General features: G+C 71.3%; 23 protein-coding genes. 10 read left to right on the forward strand and 13 right to left on the reverse strand.

Annotated elements, in window-relative coordinates; translation table 11 throughout:
• Positions 1 to 810, reverse strand: coding sequence for a glutamate racemase (gene murI, locus K8U61_RS04585; RefSeq protein WP_224121779.1), 810 nt, complete (start codon positions 808 to 810; stop codon positions 1 to 3).
• A 91-nt stretch (positions 811 to 901) separates the two neighbouring features.
• Here murI and K8U61_RS04590 point away from each other — a divergent pair, with 91 nt between their 5' ends.
• The gene (locus tag K8U61_RS04590) at positions 902 to 1,921 is read left to right on the forward strand and encodes an alkaline phosphatase family protein (protein WP_224121780.1); all 1,020 of its coding nucleotides are present in this window, start codon (positions 902 to 904) and stop codon (positions 1,919 to 1,921) included.
• Between the two features lie 6 nt (positions 1,922 to 1,927).
• Here the strand turns inward: K8U61_RS04590 and K8U61_RS04595 are convergent, their stop codons facing one another.
• The 7 genes from K8U61_RS04595 to clpS are packed head-to-tail and all read right to left on the reverse strand — an operon-like array spanning position 1,928 to position 5,575.
• On the reverse strand, positions 1,928 to 2,878 hold the full coding sequence (locus tag K8U61_RS04595; RefSeq protein WP_224121781.1) for a PLP-dependent cysteine synthase family protein: 951 nt from the start codon (positions 2,876 to 2,878) through the stop codon (positions 1,928 to 1,930).
• On the reverse strand, positions 2,875 to 3,429 hold the full coding sequence (locus K8U61_RS04600; protein ID WP_224121782.1) for an NYN domain-containing protein: 555 nt from the start codon (positions 3,427 to 3,429) through the stop codon (positions 2,875 to 2,877). Before K8U61_RS04600 ends, K8U61_RS04595 begins: the two co-directional genes overlap by 4 nt.
• A gap of 12 nt (positions 3,430 to 3,441) precedes the next feature.
• A complete protein-coding gene (locus tag K8U61_RS04605) occupies positions 3,442 to 3,720 on the reverse strand; it encodes a MoaD/ThiS family protein (protein ID WP_224121783.1) in 279 nt (92 codons plus the stop codon).
• 21 nt (positions 3,721 to 3,741) lie between these two features.
• A complete protein-coding gene (locus K8U61_RS04610; RefSeq protein ID WP_224121784.1) occupies positions 3,742 to 4,176 on the reverse strand; it encodes a M67 family metallopeptidase in 435 nt (144 codons plus the stop codon).
• A 10-nt stretch (positions 4,177 to 4,186) separates the two neighbouring features.
• Positions 4,187 to 4,675, reverse strand: coding sequence for an NUDIX hydrolase (locus K8U61_RS04615; protein ID WP_224121785.1), 489 nt, complete (start codon positions 4,673 to 4,675; stop codon positions 4,187 to 4,189).
• A 17-nt stretch (positions 4,676 to 4,692) separates the two neighbouring features.
• Positions 4,693 to 5,280 carry a DUF2017 domain-containing protein gene (locus tag K8U61_RS04620; protein WP_224121786.1) on the reverse strand — a complete coding sequence of 196 codons (588 nt, stop codon included), beginning with the start codon at positions 5,278 to 5,280 and terminating at the stop codon, positions 4,693 to 4,695.
• Positions 5,281 to 5,284: 4 nt separating this feature from the next.
• A complete protein-coding gene (gene clpS / locus K8U61_RS04625) occupies positions 5,285 to 5,575 on the reverse strand; it encodes an ATP-dependent Clp protease adapter ClpS (protein WP_224121787.1) in 291 nt (96 codons plus the stop codon).
• Positions 5,576 to 5,601: 26 nt separating this feature from the next.
• Here clpS and K8U61_RS04630 point away from each other — a divergent pair, with 26 nt between their 5' ends.
• From K8U61_RS04630 to K8U61_RS04640, 3 genes are read left to right on the forward strand one after another with little or no spacing between them, the layout of a single operon-like run.
• Positions 5,602 to 6,885 carry a nicotinate phosphoribosyltransferase gene (locus K8U61_RS04630; protein ID WP_224121788.1) on the forward strand — a complete coding sequence of 428 codons (1,284 nt, stop codon included), beginning with the start codon at positions 5,602 to 5,604 and terminating at the stop codon, positions 6,883 to 6,885.
• Positions 6,882 to 7,457: an isochorismatase family protein gene (locus K8U61_RS04635; RefSeq protein ID WP_224121789.1), complete on the forward strand. Its 576-nt coding sequence runs from the start codon at positions 6,882 to 6,884 to the stop codon at positions 7,455 to 7,457. Before K8U61_RS04630 ends, K8U61_RS04635 begins: the two co-directional genes overlap by 4 nt.
• Positions 7,450 to 8,220 carry an enoyl-CoA hydratase gene (locus K8U61_RS04640; RefSeq protein ID WP_224121790.1) on the forward strand — a complete coding sequence of 257 codons (771 nt, stop codon included), beginning with the start codon at positions 7,450 to 7,452 and terminating at the stop codon, positions 8,218 to 8,220. Before K8U61_RS04635 ends, K8U61_RS04640 begins: the two co-directional genes overlap by 8 nt.
• A gap of 9 nt (positions 8,221 to 8,229) precedes the next feature.
• Here the strand turns inward: K8U61_RS04640 and K8U61_RS04645 are convergent, their stop codons facing one another.
• Both K8U61_RS04645 and K8U61_RS04650 read right to left on the reverse strand, forming a co-directional pair.
• Positions 8,230 to 8,766, reverse strand: coding sequence for a hypothetical protein (locus K8U61_RS04645; protein ID WP_224121791.1), 537 nt, complete (start codon positions 8,764 to 8,766; stop codon positions 8,230 to 8,232).
• 63 nt (positions 8,767 to 8,829) lie between these two features.
• A complete protein-coding gene (locus tag K8U61_RS04650) occupies positions 8,830 to 10,674 on the reverse strand; it encodes a bifunctional metallophosphatase/5'-nucleotidase (protein ID WP_224121792.1) in 1,845 nt (614 codons plus the stop codon).
• Positions 10,675 to 10,760: 86 nt separating this feature from the next.
• Between K8U61_RS04650 and K8U61_RS04655 the strand changes: the two genes are divergently transcribed.
• Complete coding sequence (locus K8U61_RS04655) at positions 10,761 to 12,035, forward strand: MFS transporter (RefSeq protein ID WP_224121793.1); 1,275 nt, start codon at positions 10,761 to 10,763, stop codon at positions 12,033 to 12,035.
• On the opposite strand, the gene K8U61_RS04660 is transcribed toward K8U61_RS04655, so the two are convergent.
• Positions 12,007 to 12,531 (reverse strand): DUF1697 domain-containing protein, encoded by a 525-nt coding sequence (locus tag K8U61_RS04660; RefSeq protein WP_224121794.1) that lies wholly within the window; start codon positions 12,529 to 12,531, stop codon positions 12,007 to 12,009. The genes K8U61_RS04655 and K8U61_RS04660 overlap by 29 nt on opposite strands.
• A 65-nt stretch (positions 12,532 to 12,596) precedes the next feature.
• Between K8U61_RS04660 and K8U61_RS04665 the strand changes: the two genes are divergently transcribed.
• From K8U61_RS04665 to K8U61_RS04675, 3 genes are all read left to right on the forward strand, one after another.
• Complete coding sequence (locus K8U61_RS04665) at positions 12,597 to 13,013, forward strand: MarR family winged helix-turn-helix transcriptional regulator (RefSeq protein ID WP_224121795.1); 417 nt, start codon at positions 12,597 to 12,599, stop codon at positions 13,011 to 13,013.
• Complete coding sequence (locus tag K8U61_RS04670; protein ID WP_224121796.1) at positions 13,010 to 14,257, forward strand: MFS transporter; 1,248 nt, start codon at positions 13,010 to 13,012, stop codon at positions 14,255 to 14,257. The genes K8U61_RS04665 and K8U61_RS04670 overlap by 4 nt, the downstream gene beginning before the upstream one ends.
• Before the next feature lie 344 nt (positions 14,258 to 14,601).
• Positions 14,602 to 15,261 carry a slipin family protein gene (locus K8U61_RS04675; RefSeq protein WP_224121797.1) on the forward strand — a complete coding sequence of 220 codons (660 nt, stop codon included), beginning with the start codon at positions 14,602 to 14,604 and terminating at the stop codon, positions 15,259 to 15,261.
• Positions 15,262 to 15,281: 20 nt separating this feature from the next.
• On the opposite strand, the gene hppD is transcribed toward K8U61_RS04675, so the two are convergent.
• The gene (gene hppD, locus K8U61_RS04680; protein WP_224121798.1) at positions 15,282 to 16,490 is read right to left on the reverse strand and encodes a 4-hydroxyphenylpyruvate dioxygenase; all 1,209 of its coding nucleotides are present in this window, start codon (positions 16,488 to 16,490) and stop codon (positions 15,282 to 15,284) included.
• 82 nt (positions 16,491 to 16,572) lie between these two features.
• Between hppD and K8U61_RS04685 the strand changes: the two genes are divergently transcribed.
• Together K8U61_RS04685 and K8U61_RS04690 are read left to right on the forward strand one after the other, a co-directional pair.
• Entirely contained in the window at positions 16,573 to 17,049 is a 477-nt protein-coding gene (locus K8U61_RS04685; protein ID WP_224121799.1) for an Lrp/AsnC family transcriptional regulator, read from the forward strand.
• 276 nt (positions 17,050 to 17,325) lie between these two features.
• The gene (locus K8U61_RS04690) at positions 17,326 to 17,700 is read left to right on the forward strand and encodes a DUF559 domain-containing protein (protein ID WP_224121800.1); all 375 of its coding nucleotides are present in this window, start codon (positions 17,326 to 17,328) and stop codon (positions 17,698 to 17,700) included.
• A 44-nt stretch (positions 17,701 to 17,744) separates the two neighbouring features.
• Here the strand turns inward: K8U61_RS04690 and K8U61_RS04695 are convergent, their stop codons facing one another.
• Entirely contained in the window at positions 17,745 to 18,377 is a 633-nt protein-coding gene (locus K8U61_RS04695; RefSeq protein ID WP_224121801.1) for an FMN-dependent NADH-azoreductase, read from the reverse strand.
• Between the last annotated feature and the right edge of the window lie 37 nt (positions 18,378 to 18,414).

The following is an 18,414-nucleotide window of genomic DNA, read 5'->3' on the forward strand; positions in this document are numbered from 1 at the left end:
TCACACCGTCAGTCCGCCGACGAACTGGGACGCCGCCACCATCTCGGGGCCGAGGAAGCGCCGGCCGATGACCTCGAACTCGTCGGGCGAGCCCGTGGTCAGGAAGGTGTACGACGGGGTCCCACCCGGCCGCATCAGGTCGGTGCCGACGAGCATCTTGTAGACGTCCTTGGCGCACTCCTCGGCGCTGCTGACCAGCGTGACGTTGTCGCCCATGACGTAGGAGATGACGCCGGTGAGCAGGGGGTAGTGGGTGCAGCCGAGGATGACCGTGTCGACGCCGGCCGAGGTGAGCGGGTCGAGGTAGTCGTGGGCCACCGCGATCAGCTCGTCGCCGCCGGTCACGCCGGCCTCGACGAAGTCGACGAACTGCGGGCAGGCGCGGGTGAAGAGCTCGACGTGCGGCGCCGCCGCGAACGCGTCGTCGTAGGCCATCGACTCCGCCGTCGCGCGGGTGCAGATGACGCCGATCCGGCCGGTGCGGCTGGCCGCGACCGCGCGGCGGGTGGCCGGGAGGATCACCTCGACGACCGGGACGTCGTAGCGCTCGCGTGCGTCGCGGAGCATGGCGGCGGAGGCGGAGTTGCACGCGATGACGAGCGCCTTGACGCCGAGCGCGACCAGGTGGTCGAGGCACTCGAGGGCGTACTCCCGGACCTCGCCGATCGGCTTGGGGCCGTAGGGCTGACGAGCGGTGTCGCCGACGTAGACGATCGACTCGTGCGGCAGCTGGTCGATCACCGACCGCGCCACCGTCAGGCCGCCGAAGCCGGAGTCGAAGATCCCGATCGGGGCATCCACGTCGTCCACACCGAGAAGGCTAGAGCGTCGGACCCCCGACGCGGTGGCTGCGCGACTCAGGTCACGGGAGACGCCGGTCACGGCAGGTACGGTCAGGTCCATGACGTCTCGGACCGCGCGGCTGCTGCTCGTCCCCCTGCTGGCCACCACCCTCCTCGGACCGGCGGCCGCCGCCGAGGCCCGGACGGCGCCGCCGGGCCGGCTCGGCCACGCACCCGAGGTCACCGGGCGGGTGCTCGCGATCTCCGTCGACGGGCTCAACACCCAGGCGATCCGCAAGCTCGGCACCGACCGCGCGCCGACCTTCCACCGCCTCCTCGACGAGGGAGCCGGCACGCTCAATGCGCGCACGGAGTACGAGCAGAACGTCACCCTGCCCAACCACACGAGCATGATGACCAGCCGCCGGATCGACGCCGCGCGGGGCGGCCACGGTGTCACGTGGGACGACGACCGCCCGGCGATGACGGTGCAGAAGGCCGCCGGCCACGCGGTCGAGTCGGTCTTCGAGGAGGTGCACGACGCCGCGCAGAAGACCGCGCTCTTCACCACCAAGGAGAAGTTCGGCCTCTACGAGCGCTCGTGGCCGCACGCCATCGACCGCTACACCGTCCGCGAGAACCAGCAGCGACTCGTCCGGCTCGCGCGCAAGGACCTGGTGGCCAAGGACCGACGGTTCGTCTTCCTGCACGTCTCGCTGCCGGACCGGTTCGGCCACTCCGACGGCGGGATGTCCGCCGCCTACCTCGACGCCGTCGCGACCACCGACCGGCAGCTCGGCACGGTCGTCGACGCGATCGCCGACGACCCGCAGCTGAGCGACGTGCGGATCGTGCTGACCGCCGACCACGGCTTCGCGCCGGGGTCGACCAGCCACTCGGCACGGATCCTCGCCAACTACCGGATCCCGTTCGTGGTGTGGGGCGACGGCGTCACCGCGGGCGACCTCTATGACCTCAACCCCGACTACCGCGACCCGGGCAAGCGGCGGCCGGGGTACGCCGCGGCGCGGCAGCCCGTGCGCAACGGCGACCTGGGCAACCTCGCGCTCGACCTGCTCGGCCTGCCGAAGATTCCCGGCAGCGAGCTCGACGCCGCGCAGGACCTCGACGTCAGCTGAGGGGCCTCAGGCCCAGAGCTGGCCCTCGAGGCGGTCCTCGGCCTCGTCGACGGTGCCCTCGTAGGCGCCGGTGGAGAGGTACTTCCAGCCGCCGTCGGCGACCACGAACGCGATGTCGGCCGTCTCCCCCGCCTTGACCGCCTTGGCGGCCTGGCCGAGCGCGGCGTGCAGGATCGCCCCGGTCGAGACGCCGGCGAAGATGCCCTCGAGCTCGAGGAGCTCGCGGACCCGGCGGACGGCGTCGCGCGGGCCGACCGAGAAGCGGCTGTCGATCAGCTCGGCGTCGTACAGCTCGGGGACGAAGCCCTCGTCGAGGTTGCGCAGGCCGTAGACCAGCTCGCCGTAGCGGGGCTCGGCGGCGACGATCCTGACCTCGGGCTTGGCGGACCGGAAGAAGCGGCTGACGCCCATGAGGGTGCCGGTGGTGCCGAGGCCGGCGACGAAGTGGGTGATCGAGGGCAGGTCGGCGAGCAGCTCGGGGCCCGTGCCCTGCTCGTGGGCGAGGGCGTTGGCGGCGTTGCCGTACTGGTAGAGCATCACCCAGTCGGGGTGCTCGGCGGCGATCCGCTTCGCGACCCGGACGGCCTCGTTGGAGCCGCCCGCGGCCGGCGAGGAGACGATCTCGGCGCCCCACATCCGCAGCAGCTGACGGCGCTCCTCGGAGGTGTTCTCCGGCATCACGCAGACGATCCGGTAGCCCTTGAGCTTGGCGGCCATGGCCAGCGAGATGCCGGTGTTGCCCGACGTCGGCTCGAGGATGGTGCAGCCGGGTCGCAGCGTGCCGTCCTTCTCGGCCTCCTCGATCATCTTCAGGGCCGGGCGGTCCTTGATCGAGCCGGTCGGGTTGCGGTCCTCGAGCTTCGCCCAGAGGCGTACGTCGGCCGACGGCGAGAGCCGCGGCAGCCCGATCAGCGGTGTGCCGCCGACGGAGGCGAGCAGGTTGTCGTAGCGGGTCATCTGAGGAACGTCTCCGGGTCGAACTGGTCCAGCGGGATGATGCGGACGCGCGGCAGCGGGACCTTGAAGGCCATCACCTCGTCCTCGAGGTCGTGGACCTCGATGCCGCGGGCGTCGTACTGGATGCTGGTGTACTCGCGCAGCGCGATCACGCCGACCCGGCGCGACCCGTCGGCGAGCCGGTCGAGGTGGTCGACGAAGTCGGCGTCGTGGCTGACCAGCAGCACGTCGTCCTCGCGGACGACGAGGGCGTCCAGGGTGCGCTGGATGCCGATGTCGACGACCTTCTGGTCGGTGCTGCCGGCCAGCGGCACCGGGCGGTAGCCGATCGCCAGCAGCGCCTGGACGAAGGTCGAGGGCAGCTGGCCGTTGGAGGCGTTGAGGAAGAACAGGCCGGTGACCGGCTGGTCCCACAGCTCCTCGGCGTACGCCGTCACGCGCTCCCAGCGCGGCCGCTCCTCGGGGAGCGGGCGGCGCCCGAGCAGCGAGTTGCCGAGGGTCGCGTCGATGTTCTCGCCGTCGACGAGGACGAAGGTACGACGCTCGGCCATCGCGTCAGCCGATCAGTGTGCGCCGCCGGCGACCGCCGGCAGCACGACGACCTGGTCGCCGTCGGCGAGCTCGGCCTCGAGGCCGCCGATGAAGCGGACGTCCTCGTCGTTGATGTAGACGTTGACGAAGCGGCGCAGGTCGCCGTTGTCGATCAGACGGTCCTTGATGCCGGGGTGGTTGACCTCGAGGTCGTCGATGAGCGCGCTCAGGCTGGCGCCGTCCGCGCTGACGGCCTTCTCACCACCGGTGTAGGTGCGCAGGATGGTCGGGATCCGGACCTCGATGGCCATGGCTGTGACTCCTCGTGACACTCAGTTGCTGGGCAGCTCGTCGACCACGGTGACCTCTTCCTCGGTCACCTCGCCGTCGACGATCCTGTAGGACCTGAACTCCACCGGGCCCTCACTATTCCCGTGCTCGCGTGTGCTGACGAGCACGTAGTGGGCGTTCGGCTCGCTCGCGAGGCCGATGTCGGTGCGGCTCGGGTAGGCCTCGGTCGCGGTGTGCGAGTGGTAGACGACCACCGGCTCCTCGTCGTTCGCGTCCATCTCCTTGTAGAGCTGGAAGAGGTCCGTCGAGTCGAACTCGTAGAAGGTCGGCGAGCCGGCCGCGTTGACCATCTCGACCCACCGCTCCGGCCGGTCGCTGCCCTCGGGGCCCGCGACGATCCCGCACGCCTCGTCGGGGTGGTCGCGCTTGGCGTGGGCGACGATGGCGTCGTACGTCGCCCGGTCGATGGTCAGCACGCGGTCCAGACTACGAGACGGCGGACCGGAACCTGGTCGCGGTCTCACCGGCGAGGACGTCGTCGATCCGCTCGACCAGCCACTCGGGCATCGGCGGCAGGTCGGACAGCGGCCACCAGCGCACGTCGGTGTTCTCGTCGTCGTTGACCCGCGCCTCGCCGCTCACCCACGAGCAGGCGAAGGTCAGGTCGAGGTAGATCGCGAGGTCTCCGTTGGCGTGCGTGACCTGCGGGCTCACCTTCACCGAGGCCAGCCGGTCGACGCTGACCTCGACGGCGGCCTCCTCGAACGCCTCGCGCGCGGTGCCGACGGCGGGCTCCTCCCCCGGGTCGAGGATGCCGGTGATCGGCGCCCACTGGCCGTTGTCGAAGCGCAGGGTGAGCAGCACCTCGCGGGCCTCGGCCGGGCCGCGCAGCACGATCGCGGTGACGCCGGGCAGCCACATCTCGCGGGTGCCGATGAGGGCGCGCATCTCGGCGACGTACGGCGGGATCGGCATGGGACTCCTCGATCGGGTCAGTCGGTCAGGGCCTGCACGAGCGTCTCCTGCAGGTAGCCGACCCACTCGTAGATGTCGTGCGCCTGGGCGCGCGCGTCGTCGTCGGGCAGCGCGTACCAGAAGGCCTCGTCCCCCTCCTCGACGCCCAGCCGGGTGGCGAGCGCCAGGCGCAGGTCGGTGAAGGAGCGCATCCAGGTCTCGGCGGTCGGCTCGTCGAGCTCGACGTCGATGACCAGACCCTCCTCGGCCAGCTCGGTCGGCAGGCCGGCCTCCTCGAGGGTGTCGATGATCGTGATGGCGGCGTCGGCCTTGCCGTCGCGCAGGGTGCCCTCGGTGAAGCGCCGGAACTCCGCGGCGGCCTCCTCGTCGGCGGGGTAGGCCGTCGGGAAGAGCCGCGCGAGGACGGGATCCTCGGGCGCCTGCGTGGGACCGCTGAAGTCGAACATCGCCTCGAACGGGTCGGCGCTGTCGTCCCGCGGGACGGCCGCCTCGTTGCGGAGCAGCTCGACGAGCTGGCCGGCCAGGGAGCGCAGCAGGTCGGCCTCGAAGCCGGAGAAGTTGGCGATGATCAGCTTGCTGCGGCGATGCCTCTGGAACCCACCCACCCGGTCAGTCCTGCTTGTCCATCGTCGCCCACAGGCCGTACTCGTGCATGGCCTGCACGTCGCGCTCCATCTCCTCGCGGCTGCCGTGGCTGACCACCGACTTGCCGTCCTCGTGGACCTCCATCATCAGCTTCTCCGCCTTGTCCTTCGCGTAGCCGAAGTACTTCTGGAAGACGTAGGTGACGTAGGACATCAGGTTGACGGGGTCGTTCCACACGATCGTCACCCACGGCTTGGCGGTGAGGGTGATCTCGTCGGGCGTGAGGGTCGGCTCGACCTCGACGGGCGCGGTCACGACCCCATGTTGGCACACTGTCGGTCGTGGCCAACTCAACCGCGCTGTTGACCGATCACTACGAGCTGACGATGCTCCAGGCGGCCCTCCGATCGGGCACCGCGGACCGGCGCTCGGTCTTCGAGCTCTTCCCACGGAGGCTGCCGGAGGGGCGCCGGTACGGCGTGGTCGCGGGCGTCGGCCGGGCCCTGGACGCGATCGAGCGCTTCGTCTTCGACGACGAGGTGCTGGCCGCCCTCGACGGCGTCGTGGACCGGGCGACGCTCGACCGGCTGGCGGCGTACCGCTTCCAGGGCGACGTGTGGGGCTACGCCGAGGGCGAGGCCTACTTCCCGCACTCGCCGGTGCTGGTGGTCGAGTCGACCTTCGCCGAGGCGGTGCTCCTGGAGACCGTGCTGCTCTCGGTCTACAACCACGACTCCGCCATCGCCTCCGCCGCGTCCCGCATGACGCTGGCCGCGGGCGACCGGCCCTGCATCGAGATGGGGTCGCGGCGCACGCACGAGGAGGCCGCCGTCGCGGCCGCGCGGGCGGCGTACGTCGCGGGCTTCGCGGCGAGCTCCAACCTCGCGGCCCGGCATCGCTACGGCGTTCCCACGACCGGCACCAGCGCGCACAGCTTCACGCTCCTCCACGACACCGAGGACGACGCGTTCCGGGCGCAGGTCGGGTCGCTCGGCGCCGGCACGACCCTCCTCGTCGACACCTACGACATCGAGGCGGCCGTCGAGCGCGCGGTCGCGATCGCCGGGCCGGAGCTCGGTGCCGTGCGCATCGACTCCGGGGACCTCGGCCTGCTCGCGCACCGGGTGCGCGCCCAGCTCGACGGCCTCGGCGCGACCTCGACGCGGATCATCGTCACCAGCGACCTCGACGAGCACGCGATCGCGGCGCTGGCCGCCTCGCCGGTCGACGGGTACGGCGTCGGTACCGAGCTGGTCACCGGCAGCGGGCACCCGACCTGCGGCTTCGTCTACAAGCTGGTCGCCCGCGAGTCGGCCTCCGGCGACCTGGTCTCGGTGGCCAAGCGCAGCGTCGACAAGGAGTCGGTCGGCGGCCGCAAGTACGCCGTGCGCCGACGCTCGGCGAGCGGCGTGGCCGAGGCCGAGCTGATCGGCGTCGGCCACCCGCCGCGCGACGACGGGGACGACCGCGAGCTCCTGGTGCCGCTGGTCCGCGCCGGCGAGATCGTCGGGCGCGAGTCGCTCGACGCAGCGCGGGAGCGGCACCTCGCCTCGCGCGCGGAGCTGCCCGACGAGATCCGCCAGATGTCGCGCGGGGAGGCGGTCATCCCTACGGTGGGCGTATGAAGCGTGCGTTGATCGTCGTCGACGTCCAGAACGACTTCTGCGAGGGCGGCTCGCTGCCCGTCGCCGGCGGGGCGGAGGTGGCCGCCGACATCGGGTCGCTGCTGCGGTCCTGGTGCGCGAAGGGTCCGGAGTCCCCGACGTACGACCACGTCGTCGCGACCAAGGACCACCACGTCGACCCGGGCGCGCACTGGGCGAAGGAGCCCGACTACGTCGACTCGTGGCCGGTGCACTGCCGGGTGGGGACGGACGGGGAGGCCTTCCACCCCAACCTGGACCCGCAGCCCTTCGACGCGATCTTCCTCAAGGGTGAGCACGCGGCGGCCTACTCCGGCTTCGAGGGTCGCTCGGTCGACGGGGTCGCGCTGACGGACTGGCTGCGGACGCACGAGGTGACCGCGGTCGACGTGTGCGGGATCGCGACCGACTTCTGCGTGCGGGCCACGGCGCTCGACGCCGTCGGCAACGGCTTCGAGACCCGGCTGCTGGTCGACCTGTGCGCCGGCGTGGCGCCCGAGTCCACGACCGCGGCGCTCGACGAGCTGCGCACGGCCGGGGTGCACGTTGCCTGACCTGCTGACCTCGCTCGACGACGGGGTCCTGACGCTCACCCTGAACCGGCCGGACGTCTTCAACGCGATGAGCGACGAGATGTCCGACGGGCTCGCGACCACGCTCGAGCGGGTGCCCTCGGACCCGGACGTGCGGGTCGTCGTGATCACCGGCGCCGGACCGGCCTTCAGCGCCGGCGCCGACATCTCCGGCGAGGACGCCCACGAGCGCTTCGACGTCCGCGCCCTGGACCGGGCCAACCGGATGGTGCGCGCCGTCGTGTCCTGCGACAAGCCCGTGGTCGCGGCCGTGAACGGCGTCGCCGCCGGTGTCGGCTGCTCGGTCGCGCTGGCCTGCGACCTGGTGGTCGCCGGCGCCTCCGCGTCGTTCCTGCTCGCGTTCGCCCGGATCGGCCTGATGCCCGACGGCGGTACGACGTACACCGTCGCGGCCTCGGTCGGTCGCGCTCGCGCCATGCGGATGGCGCTCCTGGCGGAGCCGCTGTCGGCGGCCGACGCGCTGGAGGCGGGCCTGGTCACCCACGTCGTACCGGACGACGACCTCGCGGCGACCGTCGCGAAGATCGCCGGCCGGCTCTCCTCCGGACCGCCGCTGTCCTTCGCCGCGACGAAGAAGGCGATCAACGCCGCCACCCTGACCGGCCTCGACGACGCCCTGGAGCGCGAGCGCACGGGGCAGACGGTGCTGCTCCGCACCTCGGACGTCGCCGAGGGGATGCGCGCCTTCTCCGAGCGTCGCCGGCCGGTCTTCCGAGGAGAGTGACCGCGGCGCTCAGCGCTGGTGGTAGCGGATCTCCTTGTGCCGCTTGGGGCTGTAGCAGCTCGTGCCCACCAGGGCGCTCGGGACCTCGAAGCGCTTGAGCACGGGGCAGTAGAAGCTGTCCTGGGTGGCCTTCACCATCCGCCAGGATCCGCCGTGGCGCCGGCCGTCGGCGTAGTCGGTGTAGAGCGTGGCCGCGCCACCGCAGCTGCCCTCGGCGCCGGTCGCGTAGCCGAGGGTGTCGTACTTGGTGACCACGACCCCGGCCTGCTTCACGCACGACGGGCTCCCCCCGGCCTGCTTCTCCTGCCGCTGCACCACCTTGCTGCGGCCCACGACGTAGTCGCGGAAGTCCTGCGAGGTGCGGCCGAGCCAGCGGTCGGCCTGACGGTGGGTGTGGATCACGTGGATGCCCTTGATCGTGACCACCTTGCCCGGCGCCGCCTGCGCCGGCGCCACCGCCGCCCCGAGCAGGCCGAGGGTGAGTGCGGTCATCGTGAGAGCGGCCAGGAGGCCCTTGGCGAGACGGGAGAGCCCGAGAGAGGTCATGTCACTTCCTTGCGGTCGTCGTGTGCTGTCCTCCCTGGGACGACCCTGCCACGCGGTTGGTTGTCAGCTGATCGTGACGGGGGTGCCGCCGGAGACGAGGCGCCAGTCGACGGAGGCGAACTCGGCGGGGTCGATGGTGCCGTGCTCGGTGACCCAGTCGATGAGCAGCTGACGGATCTCGTTCTGCCGGTTGTAGACGACCGTGGCGGTCGAGACGGCCGGGAAGCCGCCGCCACCGGACTGGCGGTAGTTGTTGACCGCCATCACGAACTGGTCGGCGTCGGCGACGGGCGTTCCGTCGTACGCGAGGTTCAGGATCCGCGAGTCGACGGGCTGCGAGATGTCGATGTCGTAGGTCAGCGGGGCGTCGAGGCCGGCGACGGCGTCGTAGTTGTAGTCGGGCGTGCCGTTGGGCGCCGCCGTCGTCACCGCGTTGGTCACCTGGTCCATCGTGAACGGACCGCTGCCGGTGACCTGCTTGAAGTAGCGGGCGGAGTACTCGAGGTAGGCCTTCACGTCGGCACCGCTGACCTGCACCCCGAGCAGCGTGTTGTCGTAGATGTAGAGGCCCGCGACGTCGCGGACGGTGACCTCGCCCGCCGGGAACGACGCGGCGCGGTTGAAGGGCGCCGCGATCGACAGCACCGGCAGCGACGCGGCGTCACCGCTGAGCCCCGCCTTCACCGCGTCGGCCTGCACGTAGTTGACGAAGTCGATGATCGGGACGTCCTCGACCACCGCGCGGGCCGCGGTCAGCTCCTCGGCGGAGGTGCCGATGACGGAGTTGACGTAGTCGATCACCGTGTCGTGCTGCTCCTGCACCGCGCCGGCCACCGCGGTGTCCTCGTCGACGGTGTTGGAGTTGAGCACCTGGGAGCCGGCCTGCACGAGCAACCACTCCGGCTTGCCCCGCTTGGTGAAGACCTCCTGCACGACGAGGTCCATCACCGCGAGCCGGCGGCCCCAGTACGACGGCTCGCACAGCAGCACCTGCTGGCCGGTCTTCTTGTTGCGGACGAACTGCTGGGCGATCTCGACGTGCGCGTGACCGACCAGGATCGCGTCGACGTGCGGCACCTCCTCGGCCACCAGCGACGAGGCGTTCTCCGGGAAGGGCAGGGCGTCGCCGTACGACGACGAGGTGGTCGCGCCGGAGTGGGCCGAGACGATGACGAGGTCGCAGCCCTTCTTCTTCAGCAGTGGCACGAACTTCTTCGCCTGCTCGACGAGCCCGGGGAACTCCATCTTCCCCTCGACGTTGGCCTTGTCCCAGATCGCGATGCCGGGGTTGGTGAGGCCGAGGATGCCGACCTTGAGGGTCCGGCCCTTGCCGAGCTTGAAGGTCTTGATCAGATACGGCGGGAAGGCCGGCCGCTTGGTCTGCGGGTCGACCGCGTTGGCGCCGAGGAGCGGGAAGTCGAGCTGGTCCTCGAAGGTCCGCAGGGTGTCGAGGCCGTAGTTGAACTCGTGGTTGCCGAGCGCGGCCGCGTCGTACTTCACGAGGTTCATCGCCCGCGCCATCGGGTGCGTGGCGCCGTCGGTGATCGGGTCGATCTTGGCGTAGTAGTAGGCCAGCGGGGTGCCCTGGATCGTGTCGCCGGCGTCGAGGGTGAGGATCGGCTCGCCCTTGCGCTCCTTGCGCATCGCCTTGATCAGCGTGGCGACCTTGGCGAGCCCGATGTCGTTGTGCGCGGTGTCGTCGAACTCGGCGTTCTTGAAGTAGTCCCAGTTGTAGACGTTGCCGTGCAGGTCGGTGGTGCCGAGGACGGTGAGCCGCACCCGCTTCCCACCGCGCCGCGCGGCGGCGACCTCCGAGGTGGCGGCGTACGACGGTTCGGCGTAGCCCGCGGCGGTCAGGGCGGCGGCGCCGGTGACTCCCCCCGCGATGACGGCACGACGAGACGGCATGACTTCAGACACGACAGTTCCTCCCGAGAACGGACATGAGCGCAGGACGTTCTATCCCGCGGGGCCGCGCGAGCACAAGGGATGACATGATCCGCAACGCAATGTTCACCCGTTCCTCGGCCCTCGCCCCGCTTCACGAGCCGCGGTTCCGGTGGTACTTCCTCTCCCGCCTGGTCAACCTCGCCGGCTCGACCATGGCACCCGTCGCGCTGGCCTTCGCCGTCCTGGAGGTGAGCGACTCCGCGGGTGCGCTCGGCCTGGTCCTGGCCGCTCGCACCATCCCGGAGGTGGTGTTCCTGCTCTTCGGCGGCGTCGTCGCCGATCGCCTCGGCCGGGCGCTCGTCATCCAGGTCTCGAACCTCGGCGCGGCGGCCACGCAGGCGGCCATCGCCGCGCTGCTGATCTCGGGGCACGCCGAGCTGTGGCACTTCGTGGTCCTGGGCGCGTTCAACGGCACCCTCTCGTCGATGAGCATGCCGGCGATGGCCGGGATCGTCCCGGCGCTGGTGCCCCGTGACCAGCTGCAGCCGGCCAACCTGCTGATCGCGATGTCGCGCGGCGCCCTCACGATCATCGGACCGAGCGTCGCCGCCGTCCTCGTCGCCGGCGTGGGGCCCGGTTGGGCGCTCGCCGCGGACGCCGCGACGTGGCTGGGCGCCGCCGTCCTGCTCGCCCCGGTCCGGCTCCCTCCCCGCGAGCGCCACGGCAGCACCCCGTCGATGGCGCGCGAGCTGCGCGAGGGCTGGGACTACGTCCGGAGCACGACCTGGCTGTGGGTCGTCGTGCTGGCCTTCGGCTTCATGAACGTCATCCACGCCGGAGGTCTCCTCACGCTCGGCCCGGCGCTCGCCAACGACACCGACATCGGTGCGCACGGCTGGGGCCTGATCCTCTCGGCCGAGGCGTTCGGGGTGGTCGCGATGACCCTGGTGATGATGCGGGTGCCGGTGCGCCGGCCGCTCCGGTCCGGGATGCTCGGGGTCGCCTTCCTCGGGCTCCCGCTGATCGTCCTCGGCGCCCACCCGCAGACCGGCGCGGTCATGGTGGTGGCGGTCCTGGCCGGCATGGGCACCGAGGTCTTCAACCTCGGCTGGAACCTCGCCATGCAGGAGCACGTGCCCGACGAGATGCTCTCGCGGGCCTACTCCTACGACATGCTCGGCTCGTTCGTGGCGATCCCGGTGGGCCAGCTGACCTTCGGCCCTCTCGCCGCCGTGTTCGGCACCCGGGAGGTGATGCTGGCCGGCGGCGTGGTCTACGTCGCGATCGCGCTGCTGACCCTGCTGTCGCCGTCGGTGCGCGACCTGCGTCGGGTCGCCGCGGCCGGCGCCGTCAGCACCACTTCTCCGCCAGCGTCCTGATCACCGTCAGGTTGCGGTTGGTCGCGACCCCGAGGTGCTTCTCGACGGTCGCGTTGGTCAGCTTCGCCTCGTGGTAGTTGTCGCCGAGCAGCAGGTGCACCGCACGACCGCCGACCTTCGCGACCTCGTCGGCGGTCCCGACGGCCTCGACCTTCGCGACCGCAGCGGCCGACGGAGCCTCCTTGAGCAGCGAGACGTAGTGCCTGCCGCCGTGCCCGAAGGACTCCGCCTCGTCGGCGATCGCCGCGAGCTCCTTCTGCGTGAAGACGATGGTCGGCACCTCGAAGCCCCGGTCCTCGAGGTAGGCCTTCTCCAGCGCGGCCTCGATCCTCGCCCGCGACCGCATCGTCGTGTCGAAGCGGACGTTGCCGGTGTTGATGTGGGTCGCCACGTCGGTGAATCCCGCCGCCTCCGTCGCCGCGACGATCGCGTCCTTGGGGAACTTCCGGGTCGCGCCGAGGTTGATAGCCCGCAGGAACGCGATGTACGTCGCCATGCGCACATCCTGCCCGAGCGACGCCCCACTAGATATACATAGGTTTCCGATGTAATCTGGAGGCCGTGTCCGACATCGATCTCGCCTCCGACCTGGTCGTCCAGGCCGCCCGCCTGGTCCGCGCCGTACGCCGGGAGCTCGAGCTCCCGGCCGGGACCAGGGTGCTGAGCCTCCTCGACCAGTACGGCCCCCTCGGCATCACGCAGCTCGCCGAGCTGGACCGGTGCTCGCAGCCGACCATGTCCGGCGCGGTCGCGACGCTGGTCGAGCTCGGGCGGGTCGCCAAGGAGCCCAACCCCGAGGACGCGCGGTCCTCCCTGGTGACCCTCACGCGTGCCGGACGCGCCGAGCTCGCGCGGGTGCGGACGACGTACGGCGAGCACGTCGCCGCCGTCATCGCCGCCGACCCCGACCTCACCACCGACGACCTCGCCACCGCGGTCGCGGTGCTCCGCAGCATCCTCGAGAAAGGACCTCAGTGACCTCCCCGTCCGCCTCGTTCCTCAAGCAGCCCCGCGCCGTCTGGGCCGTCGCCTTCGCGTGCGTCATCGCGTTCATGGGCATCGGCCTCGTGGACCCGATCCTCAAGGAGATCGCGGCCGACCTCGGCGCCACCGGCAGCCAGGTGTCGCTGCTCTTCAGCAGCTACATGGCCGTCATGGGCGTCGCGATGCTGATCACCGGCGTCGTCTCCAGCCGGATCGGCGCCAAGCGCACGCTGCTCTCCGGCCTCGTCGTCATCATCGTCTTCGCGGCGCTCGCCGGCTCCTCCGACTCGGTCGGCGCCGTCATCGGTTTCCGCGCCGGTTGGGGCCTGGGCAACGCGCTCTTCGTCGCGACCGCGCTCGCCACGATCGTGCAGGCGTCGAAGGGCTCGGTCGCGCAGGCGATCATCCTCTTCGAGGCCGCACTCGGCCTGGGCATCGCGTCCGGTCCTCTCGTGGGCGGCCTGCTCGGCCAGCAGTCGTGGCGCGCACCCTTCTACGGCGTCTCGACGCTGATGGCGATCGCGCTGGTCGCGACCGCGTTCTTCCTCCCGAGCACCCCGCCTCAGGGCCGCCGTACGTCGCTCGCCGACCCGTTCCGCGCCCTCCAGCACCCCGCGCTGCTGCTGCTCGCCCTGGTCGCGATCTTCTACAACATCGGCTTCTTCACGCTCATGGCCGCGGGCCCGTTCGCGCTGCCGTCCTTCGGGATCATGCAGATCGGCTGGACCTTCTTCGGCTGGGGCGTCCTGCTCGCGATCACCTCGGTGGTCGTCGCGCCGTGGCTGCAGCGCCGGTTCGGCACGCTGCCGACCCTGACCGCGGTGCTCTCGCTCTTCGCCGTCGTCATGGCGCTGATGGCCGTCTTCGCCGAGCACGAGGCCGCGATCGCGGTCGGCATCATCGTGGTCGGCGCACTCCTGGGCATCAACAACACCCTGGTCACCGAGGCCGTCATGGACGCCGCCCCGGTCGAGCGGCCGGTCGCGTCCGCGGCCTACTCCTTCGTCCGCTTCACCGGCGGCGCCATCGGCCCCTACGTCGCGATGAAGCTCTTCGAGCACCAGGGCGTGCACGCGCCCTTCTGGTTCGGCGCGATCGCGATCGCCGTCGGCGTCGTGATCATCGCCGCGGGCTCTCCGGTCATCCGCAAGGCGCTGCACGGCGAGGTCGCCGGCGGCCACGGCGCGGACACCACCGAGGGCGAGGCCGAGGCCGAGCTCGTCGGGGACCTCGCCTGACCCAGCCGTAAATCCTTCGCGCCCTCCGGCCCACGACGTCTATCGTCGTGGGCCGGTCGTGGATCAGCAGCCGACCCGGTGTGCCGGGGTCGGTCCTGCGCGTCGTACCCCGACCGATTCCCCTGTGAAGGGATCTCCTGGCATACGCGCGATGTGCGCGGGGGTTCGACTCCCCCACCTCACCGGGCGGACGGGCGGGCGCGTGAGCGGCCGGCCACCAGCGGCCCGGCCGGTCAGCACGACGGACGGTGCCCCGTGACGGGTCGTGCGCCGGCCCGTCCGCCCCAGCACCAACCCGCACCATCCAGCACCACCCACCACCCCATGACCGAAGGAGGTCAGCCATGTCCCTGTTCAAGACCACCACGATCGTGCGTACCGGCGAGCGACTGCTCGAGTACGTCGACGGCACCTGCACCCGCGTGCTCGAGCCAGGCAAGCACCGGCTGGCCCCGAACGCCGAGGTCAAGCGGGTGCACGTCCTCGACCGGCTCGACGTCACCGCCCCGCAGGAGGTCCTGACCGCCGACGGCGTCGCCGTCCGCGTCACCACGGCCGTCCGCTGGGCGGTCACCGACGCGCGGCGCTACGTCGAGGCGGCCGTCGACCCCTTCGGGCTCGTCTACCTGGCCATCCAGGTCGCGCTGCGCGACGAGCTGGTCGACGTCACCGCCGAGGACGCGGTCCGCCGGGCCCGCCTGGCGCTCGGCGAGACGCTCGCCGGGGCCGCGCGGACGGCTGGTGCCGAGGTCGGCATCGCCGTGCGCACGGTCGTGGTCAAGGACGTGATCCTCCCGCACGAGCTGCGGGCGGCGTACGCCGAGCTGGTGACCGCGCGGGCCCGCGGCCTCGCCCAGCTCGAGGCGGCGCGCGCCGAGACGGCCGCCCTGCGGTCGCTCGCCAACGGCGCGAAGCTGCTCGACGAGCACCCCGCGCTGGCCCGGCTCCGCCTCGTGCAGGCGCTGCCGCACGGCTCGACCGTGGAGCTCACCACTGCCGAGTGAGGCGGCTCGCGGGGACCTCGTCAGAGGTTCCCGCGGGCCTCCTGCTCGCGCTCGATCGCCTCGAAGAGGGCCTTGAAGTTGCCCTTGCCGAAGCCGAGCGAGCCGTGCCGCTCGATGAACTCGTAGAAGACCGTGGGTCGGTCGCCCATCGGCTTGGTGAAGATCTGGAGCAGGTAGCCGTCCTCGTCGCGGTCGACCAGGATGCCGCGCCTCTTCAGCTCCTCGATCGGCACCCGCACCTCGCCGATCCGGGCGCGCAGCTCCGGGTCGTCGTAGTAGGAGTCGGGGGTGTCGAGGAACTCGATGCCGTTGTCGCGCAGGATGTCGACGCTGCGCAGGATGTCGTTGGTCGCGAGCGCGATGTGCTGGCAGCCGGCGCCGTCGTAGAACTCGAGGTACTCGTCGATCTGCGACTTCTTCTTCGCGATCGCCGGCTCGTTGAGCGGGAACTTCACGCGGTGGTTGCCGCTCGCGACGACCTTCGACATCAGCGCGGAGTAGTCGGTCGCGATGTCGTCGCCGATGAACTCGGCCATGTTCGTGAAGCCGAGGACCTTGTTGTAGAAGGTCACCCACTCGTCCATCCGGCCGAGCTCGACGTTGCCGACGCAGTGGTCGACGGCCTGGAAGAGTCGCTTCGGCCGGCCGGATCCAGCGGGGCCTTCGCGGCGCGCGACCTTCGTCGTCGCGGCGACGTAGCCGGGCAGGTAGGGGCCGGTGTAGCGGGACCGGTCCACGAGGGTGTGGCGGGTCTCGCCGTACGTCGCGATCGCGGCGATCCGCACGGTGCCGTGCTCGTCGGACTCGTCGTGGGGCTCGACCAGGATCGTCGCACCCATCGCGCGGGCGTGGTCGATGCACCGGTCCACGTCCGGGACCTCCATCGCGAGGTCGACGACGCCGTCGCCGTGCTTGCGGTGGTGGTCGAGCACCGGGCTGTCCGGCGTGACGCCGCCGGTGAAGACGAAGCGGGCGCTGCCCGAGCGGAGGACGTAGGACTTCGAGTCGCGGCAGCCGTTCTCGGGGCCGCGGTAGGCCTCGAGCTCCATCCCGAGCGCGAGCTGGTAGAAGGTCGCGGTCTGCGTGGCGTTGCCGACCACGAAGCACACGGCGTCCTGGGCCGTCACCGGGAAGGGGTCGTTGGCGGCGTCGTACTCCACGAGCCCGACCAGCTCCTTGAGCTGCTCGAGGGTGAGGTCGGCCTTGAGCTCGTCCGGGGTCAGCGTCATGGCGAGGAGCCTGACCGCGCAGGACAGGATGTGCAACAGTACGTCGAAACGCTGGTCAACTTGCCCAGGAGGAGGCGGCGGCGTGGACGAGCTGGACGGCAGGTTGATCGACCTCTTCAGCGCCGACCCCCGGATCGGGGTGCTCGAGGCCTCGCGCCGGCTCGGTGTCGCCCGCGGCACGGTCCAGGCCCGGCTCGACAAGCTGGCCGCCACCGGCGTGGTCACCGGCTGGGGCCCCGACCTCTCCCCCGCCGCGCTCGGCCACCCGGTCACGGCCTTCCTGACCCTGGAGATCCGCCAGGAGACGAGCGGCGGCGGTCACGACGCGGTCGCCCAGCACCTCGCGGCCATCCCGGAGGTGCTCGAGGCGCACACGATCACCGGCGCCGGCGACCTGTGGGTCCGCGTCGTGGCCCGTTCGAACGCCGACCTGCAGCGCGTCATCGACCACGTCCTCGACGACGCGCGCATCGTGCGCTCCTCGACGGTCATCGCCCTGGCCACGCAGGTCCCCTACCGGGTGCTGCCGCTGGCCCGCGCGGTGGCCGACGGTCCCTGAGGGCCTGCGCCCCTGTGGACGACGGATCCATCGCACGCTCAGCTCCCCGATGCTGGGTGCCATGGAGGTCGCGGAGGTGGTCAGCGAGATGGGCGGTGTCGCGACCCGGGCCGCCCTCCCGACCCCCGGGAGACGACCCTCCTCCACTGCCTGCGCTCGCTGCCGTTCGACGAAGCACTCTGCGTCGCGGACTCGGCGCTACGCGACGGAGATCAGACGATCCTCCGGCGGGTCGCCCGGACGGCGCGAGGCGCAGGCGCGGCGAAGGTCCGACGGGTGGCGTCGCTGGCCCGAGCCGAGGCGGCGAACCCGTTCGAGACGTGCCTGCGCGTCATCGCCGGCGAGGTGCCCGGGCTGCGGGTCGCGCCCCAGGTCACCCTGACGACGATCCCGGGTGCACCGCGCCCGGACCTGGTCGACGTCGACCTGCGGATCGTGCTCGAGGCCGACTCGTTCGAGTGGCACGGCGACCGCCGGGCACTGCGACGAGACGCGCGGCGCTACAACCTGATGGTCGTGCACGGATGGCTGGTGCTGCGGTTCTCCTGGGAGGACGTGATGCTCCATCCCGACGAGGTCCGCGAGGTACTGGTGGCGGCGACAGCACAACGACGTACAGAAGTCGGCTGTCGGCGATGCGTCGCCGCCTGAGCCGCCGCCCGATCAGGACTTCTGTACGTCGTTGTGCTGACAGGTCAGCGGGTGGCGAGCTCCCGGCCGGCGACGGAGGCGGCCTCCTCGGCCTCCTTCTTCATCAGCGCGGCGACCTCGGTGAACTCGTCGAGGGCGGGGTTGACGCCGACCAGGGTGAACTCGCGCTCGATCAGGGTGAGGTCGGCGCCCCAGATGTCGACCAGGATGCGGCGCAGGAAGTCGGTGCTGTGGTCCCAGCCCTCGCGCGGGGTGCCCTCGCCGTACGCGCCGCCGCGGGTGGTGACCAGGACGACCGGCTTGCCCTCGAGCAGGCGCGCGCCGTGGGGGCCGCCGGCGAGGACGAGGTCGAACCACGCCTTCACGTGCTGGGAGACGCCGAAGTTGTAGAGCGGGAAGGCGAGCACCACGGCGTCGGCCTCCTGGAGCTCGGTCGCGAGGCCGGCCGCGAGCGAGAGCGCCTCGGCCTGCGCGGGGGTGCGCTGGTCCTCCGGGGTGAACGAGCCGTGGATCGCGTTGGCCCACGCGTCGGCCGGCAGCGGGTCGGTGCCGAGGTGGCGGGTCACGACCTGCTCGTCGGGACGGCCGGCGCGGAACTCGCCGAGGACGAGGTCGGCCAGGGCGGCGCTCGCCGAGGCGGGTCCCTGGATGGTGGCGTCGATGCGGAGCAGGGTCACTGGGATCTCCCGGAGGTTGGATTTGAATGTTCAACTC

This window comes from Nocardioides mangrovi (assembly GCF_020073815.1).
Classification (GTDB): domain Bacteria; phylum Actinomycetota; class Actinomycetes; order Propionibacteriales; family Nocardioidaceae; genus Nocardioides; species Nocardioides mangrovi.

Bases quoted from the DNA above. Each gene is read 5' to 3' on its own strand.
- K8U61_RS04590 (WP_224121780.1), top strand. From the start codon at position 902: ATGACGTCTCGGACCGCGCGGCTGCTGCTCGTCCCCCTGCTGGCCACC.
- K8U61_RS04595 (WP_224121781.1), bottom strand. From the start codon at position 2,878: ATGACCCGCTACGACAACCTGCTCGCCTCCGTCGGCGGCACACCGCTG.
- K8U61_RS04600 (WP_224121782.1), bottom strand. From the start codon at position 3,429: ATGGCCGAGCGTCGTACCTTCGTCCTCGTCGACGGCGAGAACATCGAC.
- K8U61_RS04605 (WP_224121783.1), bottom strand. From the start codon at position 3,720: ATGGCCATCGAGGTCCGGATCCCGACCATCCTGCGCACCTACACCGGT.
- K8U61_RS04615 (WP_224121785.1), bottom strand. From the start codon at position 4,675: ATGCCGATCCCGCCGTACGTCGCCGAGATGCGCGCCCTCATCGGCACC.
- K8U61_RS04635 (WP_224121789.1), top strand. From the start codon at position 6,882: ATGAAGCGTGCGTTGATCGTCGTCGACGTCCAGAACGACTTCTGCGAG.
- K8U61_RS04645 (WP_224121791.1), bottom strand. From the start codon at position 8,766: ATGACCTCTCTCGGGCTCTCCCGTCTCGCCAAGGGCCTCCTGGCCGCT.
- K8U61_RS04650 (WP_224121792.1), bottom strand. From the start codon at position 10,674: ATGCCGTCTCGTCGTGCCGTCATCGCGGGGGGAGTCACCGGCGCCGCC.
- K8U61_RS04655 (WP_224121793.1), top strand. From the start codon at position 10,761: ATGATCCGCAACGCAATGTTCACCCGTTCCTCGGCCCTCGCCCCGCTT.
- K8U61_RS04660 (WP_224121794.1), bottom strand. From the start codon at position 12,531: ATGGCGACGTACATCGCGTTCCTGCGGGCTATCAACCTCGGCGCGACC.
- K8U61_RS04675 (WP_224121797.1), top strand. From the start codon at position 14,602: ATGTCCCTGTTCAAGACCACCACGATCGTGCGTACCGGCGAGCGACTG.
- hppD (WP_224121798.1), bottom strand. From the start codon at position 16,490: ATGACGCTGACCCCGGACGAGCTCAAGGCCGACCTCACCCTCGAGCAG.